This is a genomic window from Bowmanella denitrificans, assembly GCF_002887595.1.
In the GTDB taxonomy this organism is placed as follows: domain Bacteria; phylum Pseudomonadota; class Gammaproteobacteria; order Enterobacterales; family Alteromonadaceae; genus Bowmanella; species Bowmanella denitrificans.
In genome coordinates, this window is record NZ_PEBU01000003.1 from 356,215 (window position 1) to 373,910 (window position 17,696).

Sequence of the window (17,696 nt, forward strand, 5' to 3'; positions counted from 1 at the left end):
TTGAATTTAAGGCGCGCCAGTCCAGCCAGTGTAATCTGGCTGCCTACCAGCCCACCGGCATAGTACGCAGCTTTTGCAGGTTTTCGTGAATATGCGTGATAGCGAAGTCGATATCCTCTGTGGTCGTGAAACGGCCCAACGATATGCGAATAGCGCTATGTGCCAATGCGTCACTCAGACCAATGGCCTTTAATACGTAGGAAGGTTCAATACTGGTGGAGTTACAGGCGGAGCCGGAGGACACGGCCAAATCTTTTAACGCCATCAGCAGGGCTTCGCCGTCCACACCGGCAAAACTGATATTCAGATTTCCCGCCACACGCTGGCTTGGATGCCCGTTGAGCTGAATGCCGTCAATATCTTTAATACCCAGCCATAATTTTTCCCGCAGAGTTGCTAACCTGGCACTTTCTGCGGCCATTTCCTGACCGGCAATAGCGAAGGCTTCTCCCATGCCAGCAATCTGATGGGTAGCCAGCGTACCGGAGCGCATGCCACGCTCATGACCGCCACCATGATTCAATGCATGTAAATGAACCTTGGGCTTGCGTCTCACATACAAGGCGCCAATGCCTTTGGGTCCATAACATTTATGCGCGGAAAAGGACATCAAATCCACCGGCAGTTGCTGCAGGTCGATACTGATTTTGCCCGCGCTTTGAGCGGCATCCACATGAAAAAGAATGCCTCTATCGCGGCAGATGTCACCCAGGGTCTGAATATCCTGAATCACCCCGATTTCGTTATTAACCTGCATCACCGAGGCTAAAATGGTGTCGCTGCGCAGCGCCGCAGCAAATTGTTCAGGCGTGACAATGCCATCGCTACCCGGCTTAAGATAGGTCACTTCAAAGCCCTGGGCTTCAAGATCGGCGCAGGTATCCAGTACGGCCTTATGTTCAGTGGCCAGCGTCACGATATGCCGGCCTTTATCACTGTGCTGTCTGGCCACACCTTTAATGGCTAAGTTATCGGATTCTGTGGCACCAGAGGTGAAAATGATTTCCCGGGCGTCAGCATTAACCAGCTCGGCTATCTGGTTGCGGGCAAAATCCACCGCTTCTTCGGCCTGCCAACCATATTTATGCGAGCGCGAAGCCGGGTTACCAAACACACCATCCAGGGTCAGAAACTTCATCATCACTTCCGCCACACGCGAGTCGACTGGCGTCGTGGCGGCATAATCCAGATACAGGGGTATTCTCATAAGGTCGCTTTACACTTGCAGGGTAATCTTCAAATCAGGGTGAGATTTATGCTTGTCCTGGCGCAGGGCAACCTGCTGCACGTCATGTTTGTCCATTAATTCGCCAAGACTGATGCCATCCAGGAACAGGGCGATGCGTTCACTTAAATCGCTCCACAGACTATGCGTCAGGCAACGCTCGCCCCCCTGACAATCAGACTTGCCGCTGCAACGGGTGGCATCCACCGATTCATCTACGGCATGGATCACTTCCCCGACAGAGATACTGCCGGCGTCACGACCCAGTTTATAACCACCACCCGGACCGCGCACGCTGGACACCAACTTATGACGACGCAGGCGGGCGAAAAGCTGTTCAAGATAAGAAAGTGAAATTTCCTGCCGTTCAGAAATATCCGCCAGCGGCACCGGGCCACGTTGGGAATGCAGTGCGACATCCAGCATCGCCGTTACGGCATAACGGCCTTTGGAAGTTAATTTCATACCAAAACCCTTTGATTTTAAGGGTTCAGAGCATGCCATACCCGACTAATTTAGTAAAGTATATAGCCACATAGTTTAGTCAGGTATTGTTCCGTGCCCACCAATAAGCCGGTACAAAAAGTAACAAACTATGCCATTTTTCGGGAAGTCTGTGCAGGCAGAAATCACTAGGCTAGCAAGAGCGTGCTGACCTTTTGAGTATAAATTTTGTTCAAATCCAGCCCCTTCTGGTCACGACGCCGGGCTGCAAGCCTAGTGGGCCTAAGTCAAAGGCCGGCAACACCGAGGCAGGAGGGGCTGGGTTGAACCCTTCGGGCAGCGCTTGTGGGCCCTTTCTACGGCGTTATTACTCACTCATGTAGAATCACTACACCACGTTCGCTCTGCCTTGTATAAAGGGCCCACAAACTGCCGCAAAATCCATACTCAAAAGGTCAACACGCTCTTATTTAACCAACTAAGGATGTAAAGATGTTACTTAGAGCCATTTCCCTTACTGCGTTGCTGTTTTTATCCGCATGCAACAGCTCATCCGGGCCTTCGCCAGGCCATCCCCCTCCAACAGATGATGGCCTTAAGGCCTTAACCCTCAGCCAGGCTGACGGTTACAGCGAAAACGTGGAAAAGATACTGGAAGCAGACGACAGCGACCTGGCCAAGCTATTGGAGCGGGTCAGAGGGCGGGTAGGAACCTTCAGAAGCGGCAGTATCAGTATTATTGGCACTAACAGCGAAACCGGTCTGGGTTTTTATGCGTCGGCCAATCACGTCTTTGGGCTGTCAAGCTGGTTGAACTTTGCCGAAGGCCATATCGAGGATTTTTATGGCCAGGGGATTTATGCCACGTCACACATAGTGGCACAGAGCGGCGAGATAAATCTATGGGATATGAATACCGCTAATTTCCCACTCTACCATGCGGATATCAGTGCAGATGCGCAAAACACCACGATTCTTCCAGCCGAAGATTTCTATCTGGGCCTGGTGGACAGTCAAATCACTCCGGTCAGTAACCTGGCCCAATATCCTGAGGATATTAATACCCAGACGCCAGTCTCTCTGTACGATCCAGACCAGGTACTCAGCACAAACACAACCTGGACGGACGCGCAGAGCGGCATAAAGGTCCTGGCTCTGGGTTATCCGCAAGATACCGTCAGCTATCCTTATGGCCGTGTCTCAGTGGGCAGTATTTTAACTGACCAGGCTGCCGAACAAGCGATTTTGGCCCTCAAAGCCCAGGGCGATGAAGAAGGCAATATTCCTTATCATGCGCAAGTGGAATTTATCGCCAACTTTCCCGCTCAGGCAGGTATGAGCGGCGGCAGTGTATTTGACGAAAAAGGCCGATTGCTGGGGGTGATGGTCCGAAGCACCGCCACACAAGATGCCAGTTACACCAGGGTAGTGCGTATCAGCTATATCCGCGAGCGTTTCCAGCATTACTATCAGACGCTGTCTGCTGATCAAAAAGCCCATTTACAGCAGTTTGTGGACAGCAGCTTCCTGTGATGACGCGGAATTTGCCTGCCTGTCTGCTTATTCAAACAAACTTTGTCTGAGCGCTGTTTGGGTATAGGCCTGACGCAGATATACATGCCAGGGTTTGGCACCAACAAACGCGTTAATATCCGCTATATCAGCGGCGGTAAATTGCGACTGATGGCAGGCCACTGCGGCGGCGGCCTGCTGTTTGTCAGATTGATTAAAGGCAATCTTATGGGTCAGCCATTGCTGTGCACTGGTGTGCCAGCGCGCTTTAATATACTGGCCAAAATTAGCTGAATAGTCGTTATAGTTGTGCAGGTCGATATCGGCCGCCGCCGCAAAATACAAAGCTTGTGGCCAGTTATCCCCACCTTTTTGAAAAACCTCAGCCACCAGATTACTGACCATACGATGATCAGGATGACCATAGCCCCCTTCCGGCCCCCAGGTAATTACCACATCCGCTTTGAGTTGACTGAACAATTGACCGAGCTGCGCTGCAACGGGTTGCATTGTCTTTGACTGGGCCAGGCTACCGTCCACAAAATCCAGCATGATTGGCGCTTCTATCCCCAGTGCCTGGGTAGCACATTGCGTTTCAGCTAAACGAGCCTGCTTTAACGGCTCACCGGCAGCGATACCGGCATGTGCCGTCACCCCGAGTTGTCCGTCAGTGACCACCACCAGATACACCTTATGCCCTTCCCGCGCATACCTTGCCAGCACGGGGCCAACAAAAGACTCATCATCCGGATGGGCAAATACCGCCAATATGGTTTTTGACTCCAGCGGCGCTGCCTGAGCAGGCAGAAAAAAACTGAAATGACCAACAAGCAAGGTGCTCATCACTGCACTTCGTAGCCATTTTGGTATTTTTAACATAGCCTTTACCCTCTGTTTTGAGTCCCTTTAGGGGCTGGTTAAAACCTATAGCTGGCGCCAACATAAAATCGCCGACCGTTTTTATAAATGCCAATAGGTGCAGTGCGTACTCTGTCATAGGAAAATAACACTTCGTCGGTCAGATTGATGGCTTCCAGCAGTAAATCCCAGTTTTTACTGATATGCAGGGTCAGGTTCATATCCAACTGTCCGGTGTTGTCGGCACGTGCCTCGCCAAGGCCGGTGGCATAACGGGTGCGATAGTTATAAGACAACCTGGCACTGAGCAATTCATCTTCGTAATAGCCAGACACATTAAAGGTGTGACGGGAATTACCGGGGATCTCCGATAACGTCTGCCCTGGCGCGCCGGAATCACGTTCGCCATCCACCAGGGTGTAATTGGCAATCAGGCCCAACCCGTAAATAAACTCGTGCTGCAGCCCCAGTTCCAGCCCTTTAATTGTACCGCCAGGGCCATTCAGCGGCCGGTCAATACTCATCTCTATGCCTTCATGCACTTCCAGAAAGCGGGAGATATCCACAAAAGAGCGCACGTTCTTATAAAAAAGTGCGACGGAAGCCAGTGAGGCTTCCTGCCAATACCATTCCAACCCCAGATCAAACTGCGTGGCCCGGAACGGATCTAACTGTGGGTTACCGGCCACCCCTTGCGCCTGGGTTTTGTTGTAATTAACCGACGGCATAATATGTTCATAGTCAGGACGGGCCATCACCTTGGCGGCGGCGGCTCTTAACACCAGGTCCTCATGCAAATCGATGGCCAGATTGAGACTGGGAAGAATGTCGGTGTAACTGCGCTCGCGGCTAATCCAGACAGCGTCTGACATGTCATCTGTCTGCTGCTGATAGCCAGCCGAGCGTTGATTGGTATGCACCAGACGCATACCCAGATCACCACGGTAATCACGCCCCTTTAAATTGAGCTTGAGGTATCCTGCAGTTACCTGCTCATCAATCACAAAACGGCTTTGTTGCTCTTCGCTGATAACAAAGGGCAATGCACGATATGCGGCAGATAGCGCGTCGATATCCACAAAGGCGAAGGCTTTCAGGCTGTGCTGTGACCCCACGCCGCCAAGATAACCCGAAGGAAAATGGCCACTGAAGTCGCTGATGCGCCAGTCCAGATCGCCAGCCAGGCCATCATAACCGCCATTGCGGGTACGCAATCGCTGCAATTCCCGGCCATGGTCTTTGTATTTCAGGCCAAAACTCAGCTCCGCCAGTATCGGGTGATCCATAGAACGAGCCAGATCCATTTGCAGATAACGCTCTTGATCCTGAGAATAACTGGCGTCCTGGCGCACTTCGCTGATAAACCAGTTATCGCCATTGAGAGGGGACAGATCATAGCTGACGCGGATATCCCGCTCAGCGCTGGTATCCACACGGTAACTGCTATTGGCCGACCACTGCGACGTAGAATCCGCGCTGGTGTCACCGCCGCTGGCGGTAATACCGGCCTGCAGGTCCGCCCGCCAATAGCCAAAGTAATGCTTCAGGTACAGTTGTGCACTTTTCTGGTCAATACGGGAATTACGCCATATGGCTTCCATTGAGGTATTAAACGCCTCATCCGGCAAGGCATGATAAGTAGCAGCCAGTAAACTCTGGTCCTGAATCCGCACATCCGAGATTAAACCATTGGCCTGATAGCTGTTGCTGGGAAGCCACAGAAAATTCTGGTTGGAGTTATCCGCATCCAGCACAGAATAAAGCAGGTTCAGCGTTAACTCCGTGTCTTTACTCACTCGCCACTGGCCGGATAACAGTGAACTGGTTAAATCCCTGGCTTGTTGAAACAATGCCGAGCCACCGCCCCCTGGCGTCCACAACCCCTGAATATCTGCATTCTCAGCTTCTACCTGGCGCAAACTGCCATCCGCTTGGGTGCTGAAGTTGCGCTCCGCCCAACCCCAGGCTTCCAGACCGTCGCGACGTAAATTACGTCTGTGCTTCACCAGCGCCATCAGTAAGCCCAGATCGCCACCATCATCCCGCCAGTTATATAGTGCAGAAAACTGTGGGGCCCACTTATCAGCCAAATCCGTATACTGTAACTGTGCCTTAAGCATCATTTTACCGGACTCGGTATCCAAAGGCTTGGGCGTATTCAGTACCACGGCTCCGCCCAGCGAGCCTTCATCCAGATCAGCCTGGGGTGACTTATTCACCTCCAGCGATTCCACCAGCTCAGAGGGGATCATGGTGTAATTAAATCCGCGACTCGGCTGGGATGAGATCCACCAATCAGAAGAGGCGATGCTCTGGCCATTAAGCAGCGTCAGGTTTTGGCTGGGAGCAGTACCACGCACGCCAATGCGCTCGCCTTCGCCCATCACCCGGTAAAGAGAGACACCGGTAAGACGCTGTAACGACTCAGCCACATTCTTATCCGGAAATTTACCAATATTTTCGGCCGAAATGGCATCAATGAAATTGCTGGTTTCTTTTTTGCTGTTAATGGCTTCAAGCAAACTACTGCGTATGCCGCGGATTTTGATATGCTCCAGGGCATCATCACTCTGTTGGGCCGCTGCCGTGGCGCCCACCATTGACAACGCTGTCAAAATCAATAGCTGCCGTTGCATTACATATTGCCCTCGAAGATGCTGATACCACCAGCTTAGATCCATTGCTGTGCGCCATTATCTATCATTGAGGCCAGGATTGGCCGTTGCCTTAGCGCGTCTGGAACCATAAAATAACATTGCACAGCAGTGATTTACCAATATTTTCACAAACTTACAGGGAAGCTGAAAAGCCGTTGACAGAACTGGGTAGCATTAACCGGATTCGACTGAACCAGGTCCTGGTGGATTTCGCCGCCCTGAAGTTGCAGATTGACGGTATCTGGTACGATATTGAGGCCAGACAACTGGCACTACTCAGGTTGCTGATAAACCACCCAGGGCAGGCCGTCTCGCGCCAGCAAATTATGGATGCCATCTGGCCGGATGTGGTGGTCAGCGACAATTCGGTCAGCCAGGCCATTACCCAGTTGCGTAAGTCACTGCAGGAGCCCAAAGACAGTCCAACCTTTATTCGCACCGTACCACGCAAAGGTTATCAGTTGGTGGCAGATATCCAGTATCTGGATGCCATGCAAACCGAACCGCTGCGGATATCCCTGCAAAACGCCGTGCTCAGCACTCTGTCAGGCATCTTATTGTGCGCTTTTTTGGCCTGGGCGCTTTGGCCGCGTCCCCCCGAATCTTATCAACATAAGGCGCAACTGACTGCCAGTCCGGGTGATGAGGCCTTTCTTACTCTTTCTCACAACCATCGCTATCTGCTGTTTACCCAGCAGGACGAACAAAGCGGCCTGCGCGATATCATGGTGTACGACAGGCAAAGCGGCAATATTCATGGCATCAGACAAAGTGGCTATGACGAGCTGTCTCCCGCCTGGTCACCAGAGGGTAACGCCCTGGCGTATATCCGCCAAAACGCCTTTAGCTGCCAGATTCGTATACTGGATTTGAGCGGCCCGGTGGAAACCTGGCGTTTAGCCAAAGACAAAGCCGCCACAGATTGTCAGCCCGATAGCGGGCATAAAAAACTGCGCTGGACTGAAAGCGGCCTGTATTATCTGGATCCCCTCACCTCTCGTCTGCTCAGGTTTGACATCAGCAGTATGTCGGAACAAACAAGCTGGCAGCAGGTTAGAGACTTTGACGTGGACAACAGCGGCCAGCATCTGTTGCTGCTTAACCAGCACCATAAACATCTCAGACTGAGTTATTTTTGGCAGGACAAACAACAGACAGCTGAACTGCTCAGGGTGATACCGCCGGTCGCCACGTTGAAATGGCAGGAAGCAGGACAACGTTTCTGGTTAACCGGTCAACAGCTGCTACTGGCAGATATACACAGTAATGTCCAACCTCTGCGGGTGCCTCCAGGTTTTATCCAGGACGTGGCGCAAATTCATAACGATAAGGTTGACGAGCTATTCCTTTCCAGCGGCAACCTGCAGGCTAACCTGTTTACGCTGGCATTGTCATCGCCGGCAAAGTTACAAGCCCTGACTTCCTCTCCCAATATGGAATATTTACCGGCCATTTCTGCCGATGGTTTGCAGACTGCTTATATCTCACAATATTTCGACTATGTGGATCAGCAGGTTCATCAGGAAGTCTGGGTAAAACATAGCCACAAGCCCATCGCGACTTTAATCAGCTCGCTGCCCGAAGATATTCAGCCCGATTTTCTGAGCTGGTCGCCACAGGGCACATTTTTACTCTTGCAGGACAAACGTCAGCGCGTGTTTCTGCTTAACCTTTACGCGCGCAGCTATCAACCACTGCTGACAGATTTTACCGAGGTTTCCACCCTTTACTGGCAGGATGATGAGCAACAACTGTATTTCAGTGCCTTGCAACAGGATAAAGCGATCCGCGGGCGATTAGACCTGACCAAGCAACAGATTGACCTGATAGATGATAAGGAAAATCCGGCCATACCAAATCCCAGTTTTGCTACCTATCGCGAGCAGATACTGACCCTGATGCAACAGGCTTTGCCCGAAGTTTCCCATGAGCGACTTGAGCAGGCCTTCGATTATATGCGCCCGGCCCTGACATCCTCTGAACTGTATTTTGCCCTGCCCGGCCTGAATCAATTGGATATATTGGTTCTGAACAGACAAAGCGGTGAAGTGCAACTGCTGCATCAGCTAAATCGCTGCCCAGACAATCGTGGCCTGCCGCTTAGTCTGGCGGTCAATCCAGAGCAGCAGCAATTGGTTATCAGCTTACTGGAATCCCAGCAAAATAACCTGATGCTCAGGCAACGTTGAATGCAGCTATGCAAATCAATCTGGTTGGTGCTTAGTCGGATAGCTGGTTTTTACTCTGCTGCACCAGCCAGGCCTGCATATCCTGTTGATACCAGCCGCGGCTTTGCGCTTCGTCTATGGCTTGGCTGGCCTTTTTACGCGCGGCCTGAAACTCATTTTGACCGGCCAATAATCTGGCCTGAATAAACAGCAACTGTGGGTGGTCATCGTCTTGCTGCAGCCCCTGCGCCACAAGTGCGGTCACGGCCTGCCAGTTTTGCTGTTGCAAATGCAATTCAGCCAGGTCGCGAATGGCACGAAAATGCCCCTGCTTTGCCGCCTGACTAAGCCAGTTTGTGGCCTTTTCCTTGTCTTGTTGAATATCGCTGCTGTCGAGTATTTCCCTGGCCAGGCGATATTGTGCCACGGCCAAACCAGACTGAGCGGCCTGTAACACCCAATTCAGGCCTTTTTGCCGGTCTGACTGTGCCAGTTGCCCGCGTAATAAACTGCTGCCCAGTCGATACTGGGCCAGGGCATAACCGTTTTTGGCCGCGCCCAGCAGCACTTCCCCCTGGGCATTTTCCTGCTGATAATGGCGACGTAACAACAAGGCAGCATTGCTTTGTTCGGTCATCAGCCAGTTGGAAATATAATACTGCACCAGCGCATCGCCCTGTTCGGCGCGTTCAATCAATTCACTGATACGTTGTTGATAGGCATTGCTTTGCCGCGAAAAGCTCTCCCGGTAGCGACGCCCCTTGTGGGTACTGAAATGATAGAGCAACGAACGGCTGTGATAGGTCTGCGCTTCTTGCCCCTTTAGCAATGGCTGGTAACGCCAGCGGCTGACGGCATTATAAATGGCCCGCTCAAATTCCTGTGGCGGGTAAGCATCGATTATTTCCAGATCTTTCACAGCGCCACTGGGGTCGATATCAAACTCCAGCCATACCCAGCCTTCCAGACCTTTCTTGTAGGCTTCCGGAGGATACACAGGCTCAAGAAAATGGCTACGCTGTGGCGCCAGATCTTCCTCCTGGCTGACACTAGAGACAAAATGCGGCTGTAAGGTGCGTTGATAATGCTGATAGCCAAAGTCCTGTTCCAGACTTTGTTTTAATGCACTGAGCGGGTCTTTATCGTCAACCTGTTGATACACCAGACTGGCGGCTGACGCCGCTTCAGACAGGCCAAAATCGGCGGCAATGGAAAACCAGGCAAAGGCTCTGGCGTGGTCTTTGTCCTGGCCCTGGCCATGCAGATTCATGACGCCAAGATTATACAAGGCATCCACATTTCCCAGCCTGGCCAGTTGCAAAAACTCCTGCCTGGCCTGTTCAAAATGTTGCTGCTGGTAAGCAATGGTGGCTGTCAACAGATCTGCCTTCGCCGCCAGACTGACAGACAGTATGGCTATCGAGGCGAACAAGCCGAACAGAACTGATCTCAACAATAGCTTCCCGTTTTAATGGTCCGTTAGCATCTGCGCAAAGGTCCATTTTACTCAAATAATCGCCATTGTCTGCTATATACTTGATTCAAAATAAAAATTTAATAAGCCTGGATAGTTCCTGCAGGCCAGATTTTCCTTAGCCGCGAGCAAAAAAGGCCTCCAACCCGAAGGTAAGAGGCCTTGCAGACAGCACTATGAGAGGGCACCCCTAGTTGTTGTCAAAACCCATTAAAAATTAAATCTAACCCCTGCCACATATCGGCGACCGTCGCGATATAAGCCAGTCAGGGCATTTTCCACACCTTTTTCCTGGTAACTGAAAATCAGTTCATCGGTCAGGTTAATCCCCTCAAGTACCAGAGTCAGGTTGTCATTGACCTTATAGGAAACGTTGGCATCCAACTGACCGTAATCATCGATATAGCCAGGCCAGTCAAAGCCCGAGTCGTAACCGGTACGATAGTTATAGGAAATCCTGCCGCTTAACACGTCATTTTCATAGTAAGCACTAACATTGACGGTATGCTCAGAATTACCCGGAATCGTGATATCGTTCCCTTGCCCGTCTTTGGCTTCACCATCTACGTATGTGTAGTTAGCCATCAGCCCCAAGCCTTGATATAGCTCTTGCTGATATCCCAGCTCCAGCCCCTGAATAGTGCCGCCTTTACCATTGCTGGGGCGACTGATACGAATATCTTCGCCCTCAAAGCGTTCAAAGGACGTCACACTGTCGAGGAAAGACTGCACATCTTTATGAAAATACGCCGCCGAGAAGATACCTGCCTCACTGAAATACCATTCCAGGCTAAGGTCAAACTGGTTAGCATAGTAAGGGTCGATATCGGGATTACCGCCGGTGCCAGTGCGGGTTTCGGTGTTATATGAGGTGGACGCGGTCATGGCATTGTAGTCCGGGCGGGACATGACCCTGGCCGCGCCAAATCGCATGATCAGATCTGTATCCAAATCAATGGCCAGATTCAGACTGGGCAGGACATCCAGATAATCCTTTTCTTTGCTGATCCACACTTCGCCTTCATAAGCACTGGATGTCTGTCTGGTTTGCACCACCCGCACCCCAAGGTTGCCGCGCATCCCCTCCACGTCAATATCGGCCATAACGTAGCCAGCCAGGATCTTTTCTTTCACTTCAAAGGTACTGGCCTTAAGTACCCGATAATCCCAGTTAAGCGCATCCCCTTCAGCCCGCACTTTATCTGAATCGGTAATAGCGTAGTCGCGCAGCGTGCCCGCTGTGCCCTGCCCGGACAGGAAGCCGCCGGGCATCTCCAGGGAGTAATCAGCCAGACGCCAGTTCAGATCGGTACGTGCATCGGTGGTGTTTTTGGTGTTAAAACGCGAATGGTCGCGATACTTAACGCCAAATTTCAGTTTGTCAAAAACCGATAATTCCAACGGCCGGGAAAAGTCTGTTTGCAGGTAGGTTTCCTCATCGTCGGCCAGGTTATTGTCGTAGCGTAAAAAGCTCAGGTCCCATTGTTCGCCATCTTTTGGGTCCGCATCATAGCGGGTCTCAATGCTTTCGACCTTGGAGGCGTCATAACTATGCACATAGTTACCGCCCCAACCGACACTTCGATCCGCCTGTGAGCCACCACTGCCCTCGGTATAACCTGCCTGCAGACGGCTTTCCCAGATATCACCCTCATGCTTAAGCGTGAAGTCATATACCTTGGTCTTTAATTTGGAATTACGTACCTTGGTTTCATCCAGAATGTTGTCCTGCCCCTCGGGTGCCAGGCCTAATGTACCGGCTGCCAGGAAGTTACCTACCACATCGTGGCTGACAATCGTCACATCCTGATACTTTGAGCCGTTATACTCCGGCAACCACAGAAAGTTCTGGTTTTCGTTATCCGCGTCTAAGGTGGAGTCCAGAATATTCAGGCTGGTTTCCAGATTGTCCTGCGGGCGCCATTGCAACACCGCGTTCAGACCTGTTCTGACCCGCTCCTGACTAAAGCGTGCTGAACCGCCGCCGCCGGAACTATACAGGTTTTCATATACCGTGCCGTCTTCCAGAGTGATATCGCGGTGATCCCAACTCCAGGCTTCAATACCGTGGCGCTGCAAGTTGCGCTGCTGACGGATCACAGAGAACAACACACCAAAGGTCTCATCGGTGTTTTTCCAGCTGTACAAACCCGATAGCACCGGATCAGTCTCGCCCGATACCTGGCTGTGCTGCGCCATCGCCGAGCCAAATATCGAATTGGCGTCCAAATCCAGCGGCTTACGGGTTTTCACTACGATGGTGCCGCCAATGGAGCCTTCGTCCACATCGGCCTGGGGGGACTTATACACCTCCAGCCCCGAAACAATTTCCGAGGGCAGCATCGTATAGTTAAAGCCACGGCTGGGCGCCGAGTTAGTCCACCAATCCGCCGAGCCCACCGCCTGACCATTTAACAAGGTGCGGTTCTGACTTTCTGTGGTCCCACGAATGCTGACCCGCTCGCCTTCACCATAACCACGGGTGATAGAAACGCCGGTAATACGTTGCAGCGACTCTGCCACATTCTGATCCGGAAATTTACCAATATCCTCGGCGGTAATGGCATCCACAATGCTGTCGGAAAAGCGCTTGTTATTCAGCGATTTCACCACGCTGCCGCGAATGCCTTTAATCTGTATGGTTTCCACTTCATCAGTGGCTGACTGTTGCTGCGCCATTACGGCATGGCTTTGTAAACCTAATCCGGCGATTAAGGCCAATTGAATGGCACAGGTCACCCTGGCCTTGTTGAACTGATGCATTGTTATGATCCCCTTGTATTTTTATCTGCTTTGCACACCCATCCCGGACGTTTCGGCCTGGCCGACTTGATTACCGGGAGAACCCACCGCGGCCCTCGCCCGGCAGATGCAAAATTTTTGTAAATGAGGCCGGATGAAGTGTCTTGAAGTGCTGTGAAAAGTTGTGAATGAAAGACTAACCAGCTGAATAATATGAAGTTAAACAATCCATCATTTTTGTTCGTACTAGCTGAACATCGGCCAAGGGAAAGCCAATTTGCTAACAAAAAACCAAGCTGACTTGGTAAAGACCTGAAGAAAATGTCTGGTATCAAGGCTCAGAAGTGGAGAAATAGATGCAGTGAATGAGTACCCAAAGGCGGTGAGATAAAGCGACCAGATCTGAAGTGTTACCTCGCACATTTTTAAACAGAGTGATGTATGGAAGTGTGACAACCTCAGGTCCAGGCACAACCGCTGCAACAGATAATTAACTGGCCATTTCCTCGGCGACTACTTCTGAGCGCACCGAGGAAAAAGCTATCATCAACGCTTACGAATCGCTGAATTTTCAAACAACCCCAAGCAAGCATCCGTATAACAGCAATAGTAAGGAACCAGCTCGCCTCTGCCCGGCACCATCTTGGGGCAGCCCAAAAAACTCATGCTAGGCAAAGGGTTATAAGCATGCTAAAAAATGGCTATGCGAAAGTACGGCGAAACGCCGTGTTTAAACACGGCGCTTCGCTGTCTATTAAACTGTTATGACGTGCCATTAAAATTAGGACGATGATGGATGGATAAGAAAGTACAAGGCTCTTGGCTAATTCACCATACAAATAAACTTCAGAATGTAACTAACCAAGGTGATTACCAGAATACTTTTGTTGCTGGTAAAGCCGGCATTCTGCTCTCTGCAATATCAGAATCTAATCAAAGTGTTATCACAAATGAAAGGCTACATGTGTTGGCAAATGCATCGAATATCAATACGGCTTTTGAGCTCCCTAAGCTGCTTGATATTCTAAAAGAGCAAGAGTTAATTGATGTGGCAAGTAATGGTGTTGGGGTTTTAGGTGTGACTACAATTTCCGCACTCCAGCATACGGCAAACATTTTTGAATCACTTGAGCCAAGAAATATTGAATTGTCAGCTATAGAGCTAGCTGAAATAGCATCCAATAAACCAATAAGTAGTAATGAAGTCTCAGAAAAGCTATCGGATACGTATAAATTGGCTGCCAATGATGTAAAACAGTTATTCTACGACTCAGAGAAAATTGGTTTTGTAGATATTGAGCCTATCACAAAAAGTGAGAACTTGATTTTTAATGGCAACTTGTTTAGACGTGATTCAGCGATAAAAACTAAGGCAGTCCTAGATTCATTAAGCACGCAAGAGCAATCTGCGCTTTTGGAACTGACTGAAGTTCTTAAGAAAAAAGCCTGCCTACCGCATGCAGATGCTGTGAAAATGCTGGGAGATAATCTTTTTAGAAAAGTAAGCTCTATAGGCTTCTTTGATATTAATGTTGTTAGCAATAGCCAGGAGGAAGTTGGTTATTTAACATTGCCTTCGGCATTTTCAAAATACAGCAGTTCTATGGTTGATGACGCATTCGACTTGGCTAAAGCATTTGTGGCTTCTTTGACTTATGGAATGACTAAAAGCTCATATGCGCGAGGCCAAATTTCCATGATTGATCGCTTACTAGGAGCGTTAATAGAAGGCAGAGAAGTCGGGCCTGTTAGTGCAATTGGACAGGACTATAAAATTCTAGAGTTGAAAGGAGTTGTTGCAATTCGACATGGATCGAAAGGACGCCGAAGTGGCCCGCTAATGAGGCTTCTGAAAAAAGAGGTTGGAGAATTGGCCTTGCTAGCTATAAGGCAGGGCGATGTTAGCGAGCAATCAATTCAATCATTGCCTGGCGCTGCAATTACAAAATTTAGAGGGCCTGAAGCAAATCGCGAAATTATTCGCAGAGAGCAAATACAGAAAAGTCCATTTGAAACCAATGATATGATTAGTGCATTAAGAACAGGCGGAGGTTTCTAATGGCCCCAAAATTACCGAAAGGCTTCGAAATGGAAGAACAGCTTAGACATTATTTTATGCAGTCAGGCTATTTTGTTGTTCGTGGTGTTCCATTTGTATATGAAGGATTTGATGTAACAGATATTGATCTTTGGCTATATAGTAGAGAATCGTCTCTCACCAGAAGTATTACTATTGTCGATGTGAAGAACAAAAAAACGCCGCAAGCAATAGAACGGATATTCTGGGCTAAAGGTCTAGCTAAAGCTATTAAGGCAAATAAAGTAATTGTTGCAACAACTGATAAGAGAAAAGAAGTTAAGGACTTTGGTTCTGATTTGGATGTATTGGTTTTGGATGGAAGTTTTTTGTCCAAGCTTAATAAATCAGAGGGTTTCTTGAATAGCCGACTTTCCGATGAAGAATTTTTTTCTGAGATAGAAAAGTACAGCCTAGGTAAGCTTGACGGCGATTGGAAGGGACAAATTGTTAAGTGCAAAAGCCTATTATCCAAAGAGATTAGCTTTGATGAATGTAATCGATGGCTTGAGGTGTCTAGATTTTTTGCGGAACAAATATTAACAAAACCAAGTCAGCTAGAACTCGCTATTAGATGCTTTTATTACACTTTATCTCTGTTTTGTGTTGGCGTCGACTTTGTATTAAAGGAGTTATCTTTTTTAGATCATGATAATAGAATAAATAAGCTTGTTGAAGGCTTTACGTTTGGCTCAAAAGGGAGGGAAGGAGTTACTAAAATGTTATCTCTATCCTTGTCTCTGGTCGAACAATTTGCACCTGAAGGAAAATCTATATCTTCACAAGTGCGTACTAAGGTAATGGCGGATTTTGATTCCTTGCCAACCGCCATCCTTGGCGAATATTTTGCTAAGGCAGAAGTCGGAAAAAGTACTTTCTCATCTGCAAAAGAGCTTGAGAGTCTTGCAATGAGTAGATTATTTAGAAATCACTCGCAGTCTTCCATCGAACTTAGAGGAGTGATTGGCTGTTTACTTGATTGCTGGGGAATTAATAGGAAAACTTTCAGTGAGGTCGTAAGCACGTTATAACCGGGTAACCGGGGGGTTCTAGCCCCCAGTCCCCACAACACTCTGCGATCAAGGGGTCGTAGTTGTTGAAACAGTTTGAGAGAATTAGGCGGTGACAAGACCTTTATTGCAGTCAATCTCCGCGATTGGCACAAAGCAGACATTAACCGACAAAAACATCAATCAGGTGCCTCCCCTTAAGCGGCCCAAGCCGCTTTGCCCCCGCTAAAAAATTCCCGGTCGGTTCAGGGCGCTACTAAAAGGTGGGCAATTTGCTGGGAGCGAATTGAGTGGAAGACGCGTCTGGAACGTCGTTTTCACGACCACCTTTTAGTAGTGGCCTGGGCTGACGTTGTTGGGAATCCAGCGGGCGCGCTTTCTTTGCGTCTCGTTTCTTTACCGCGCAGTAAAGACAATCTGGTCTGGAACCAGATTGAACAGCTTTAGCTGGCGCACAGGGCAACAGGCAGGACGCCTGTTGTAAATGGGACTGGCATGCCATGGAGGGCATGTCATAAAGGACATGGAAGTCATGTTATTCAAACCTTGCCACGACAATCTTCACCATGGATACTAAAACCCAATTTGGCTAAACAATGCCATAGAAATAGTTGAAATCAGGCATGGACAGTTCTCCTCAACAGTTGCCACTTAAGTTTGGCAAAACTCCGGGAAAGGGGAAGTCCATATCATTCGTTAAGTTTCGCTATAGAGAGCGAGCATGGATGAAAAAGTTAAAGCATCATGGGAGCGAGCACTTCATCCTGAGACGCTTAAAACAAATATTATTACTGCTTCTATCTTTTCGATGGCCTTCGAAATGCTCAAGAGAAGTATTATTGAGAAGATCGAAGGTTTTTTCACAAATGGATTTGATGAAAATGGGATGATTATTAGTCCTGAATATAAAGAAAAGGTGCTCATCCTAAACAGAAGCCCTCTCTATGCATCATTGAAATGGCTACAAGATATGGATGCTATTGATGATAAAGATTTAGAGAGATTCGAACATATTAAAAGGTGTCGTAACACCTTAGCTCACGAAATGCTAACGTTTGCGTCATCAGGTGTAGACTTTGATGTCGCCGAAGCGTTTGAAGAAATGATCGGTTTACTAAGAAAAATAGAGATTTGGTGGTTTGAAAACTTAGAAATGGCGGTAGACCCAGAAGCTTACCCCGAAGACCTAGACTTAGAGCAAGTAGTCCCCGGTCCCGTGTGGAGTCTTAAAATGCTCATTGATGTTGCGCTAGGGCCAGAGGAAGAGGCGCGAAAATATTATGATTACTTTGTCGCAAATGCAGACACAACTTAACAAGCCCATGTTGCCGGACTGGTTTTCCGCTACACTTCGATCAAGGGGTCGTAGTTGTTGAAACAGTTTGAGAGAATTAGGCGGTGACAAGACCTTTATTGCAGTCAATCTCCGCGATTGGCACAAAGCAGACATTAACCGACAAAAACATCAATCAGGTGCCCCCCTTAAGCGGCCCGAGCCGCTTTGCCCCCCGCTAAAAAATTCCCGGTCG

At 49.3% G+C, this 17,696-nt stretch carries 11 protein-coding genes; 5 read left to right on the forward strand and 6 right to left on the reverse strand.

Going from position 1 to position 17,696, the window contains the following annotated elements:
* Window positions 1–43 precede the first annotated feature (43 nt).
* Window positions 44–1,207 carry an IscS subfamily cysteine desulfurase gene (locus CSR04_RS08380; protein ID WP_102795818.1) on the reverse strand — a complete coding sequence of 388 codons (1,164 nt, stop codon included), beginning with the start codon at window positions 1,205–1,207 and terminating at the stop codon, window positions 44–46.
* Window positions 1,208–1,216: 9 nt separating this feature from the next.
* Window positions 1,217–1,690: a Fe-S cluster assembly transcriptional regulator IscR gene (gene iscR / locus CSR04_RS08385; RefSeq protein ID WP_102795819.1), complete on the reverse strand. Its 474-nt coding sequence runs from the start codon at window positions 1,688–1,690 to the stop codon at window positions 1,217–1,219.
* Window positions 1,691–2,161: 471 nt separating this feature from the next.
* Here iscR and CSR04_RS08390 point away from each other — a divergent pair, with 471 nt between their 5' ends.
* Window positions 2,162–3,202, forward strand: a complete 1,041-nt coding sequence (locus tag CSR04_RS08390; protein WP_102795820.1) for a hypothetical protein — start codon at window positions 2,162–2,164, stop codon at window positions 3,200–3,202.
* 27 nt (window positions 3,203–3,229) lie between these two features.
* Here the strand turns inward: CSR04_RS08390 and CSR04_RS08395 are convergent, their stop codons facing one another.
* Window positions 3,230–4,024: a PIG-L deacetylase family protein gene (locus tag CSR04_RS08395; protein WP_216362527.1), complete on the reverse strand. Its 795-nt coding sequence runs from the start codon at window positions 4,022–4,024 to the stop codon at window positions 3,230–3,232.
* Window positions 4,025–4,098: 74 nt separating this feature from the next.
* Window positions 4,099–6,720 carry a TonB-dependent receptor gene (locus tag CSR04_RS08400; protein ID WP_102795822.1) on the reverse strand — a complete coding sequence of 874 codons (2,622 nt, stop codon included), beginning with the start codon at window positions 6,718–6,720 and terminating at the stop codon, window positions 4,099–4,101.
* Window positions 6,721–6,851: 131 nt separating this feature from the next.
* Between CSR04_RS08400 and CSR04_RS08405 the strand changes: the two genes are divergently transcribed.
* Window positions 6,852–8,885, forward strand: a complete 2,034-nt coding sequence (locus CSR04_RS08405) for a winged helix-turn-helix domain-containing protein (protein ID WP_172449287.1) — start codon at window positions 6,852–6,854, stop codon at window positions 8,883–8,885.
* A gap of 31 nt (window positions 8,886–8,916) precedes the next feature.
* Here CSR04_RS08405 and CSR04_RS08410 read toward each other — a convergent pair whose 3' ends face one another.
* Window positions 8,917–10,317: a TonB family protein gene (locus CSR04_RS08410; protein ID WP_245921467.1), complete on the reverse strand. Its 1,401-nt coding sequence runs from the start codon at window positions 10,315–10,317 to the stop codon at window positions 8,917–8,919.
* A 231-nt stretch (window positions 10,318–10,548) separates the two neighbouring features.
* Window positions 10,549–13,101, reverse strand: a complete 2,553-nt coding sequence (locus tag CSR04_RS08415; protein ID WP_102795824.1) for a TonB-dependent receptor — start codon at window positions 13,099–13,101, stop codon at window positions 10,549–10,551.
* Window positions 13,102–13,876: 775 nt separating this feature from the next.
* On the opposite strand from CSR04_RS08415, the gene CSR04_RS08420 reads away from it, so the two are divergent.
* The 3 genes from CSR04_RS08420 (at window position 13,877) to CSR04_RS08430 (ending at window position 17,482) form a co-directional block, all read left to right on the forward strand.
* Window positions 13,877–15,139, forward strand: a complete 1,263-nt coding sequence (locus tag CSR04_RS08420; RefSeq protein WP_102795825.1) for a hypothetical protein — start codon at window positions 13,877–13,879, stop codon at window positions 15,137–15,139.
* Window positions 15,139–16,188, forward strand: coding sequence for a hypothetical protein (locus CSR04_RS08425; RefSeq protein WP_102795826.1), 1,050 nt, complete (start codon window positions 15,139–15,141; stop codon window positions 16,186–16,188). Before CSR04_RS08420 ends, CSR04_RS08425 begins: the two co-directional genes overlap by 1 nt.
* A gap of 700 nt (window positions 16,189–16,888) precedes the next feature.
* On the forward strand, window positions 16,889–17,482 hold the full coding sequence (locus tag CSR04_RS08430) for a hypothetical protein (protein ID WP_102795827.1): 594 nt from the start codon (window positions 16,889–16,891) through the stop codon (window positions 17,480–17,482).
* Window positions 17,483–17,696: the final 214 nt, after the last annotated feature.

Coding starts and splice junctions, on each gene's coding strand:
- CSR04_RS08380 (WP_102795818.1), bottom strand. CDS start 1,207: ATGAGAATACCCCTGTATCTGGATTATGCCGCCACGACGCCAGTCGAC.
- iscR (WP_102795819.1), bottom strand. CDS start 1,690: ATGAAATTAACTTCCAAAGGCCGTTATGCCGTAACGGCGATGCTGGAT.
- CSR04_RS08390 (WP_102795820.1), top strand. CDS start 2,162: ATGTTACTTAGAGCCATTTCCCTTACTGCGTTGCTGTTTTTATCCGCA.
- CSR04_RS08395 (WP_216362527.1), bottom strand. CDS start 4,024: ATGAGCACCTTGCTTGTTGGTCATTTCAGTTTTTTTCTGCCTGCTCAG.
- CSR04_RS08400 (WP_102795822.1), bottom strand. CDS start 6,720: ATGGATCTAAGCTGGTGGTATCAGCATCTTCGAGGGCAATATGTAATG.
- CSR04_RS08415 (WP_102795824.1), bottom strand. CDS start 13,101: ATGCATCAGTTCAACAAGGCCAGGGTGACCTGTGCCATTCAATTGGCC.
- CSR04_RS08420 (WP_102795825.1), top strand. CDS start 13,877: ATGGATAAGAAAGTACAAGGCTCTTGGCTAATTCACCATACAAATAAA.
- CSR04_RS08425 (WP_102795826.1), top strand. CDS start 15,139: ATGGCCCCAAAATTACCGAAAGGCTTCGAAATGGAAGAACAGCTTAGA.
- CSR04_RS08430 (WP_102795827.1), top strand. CDS start 16,889: ATGGATGAAAAAGTTAAAGCATCATGGGAGCGAGCACTTCATCCTGAG.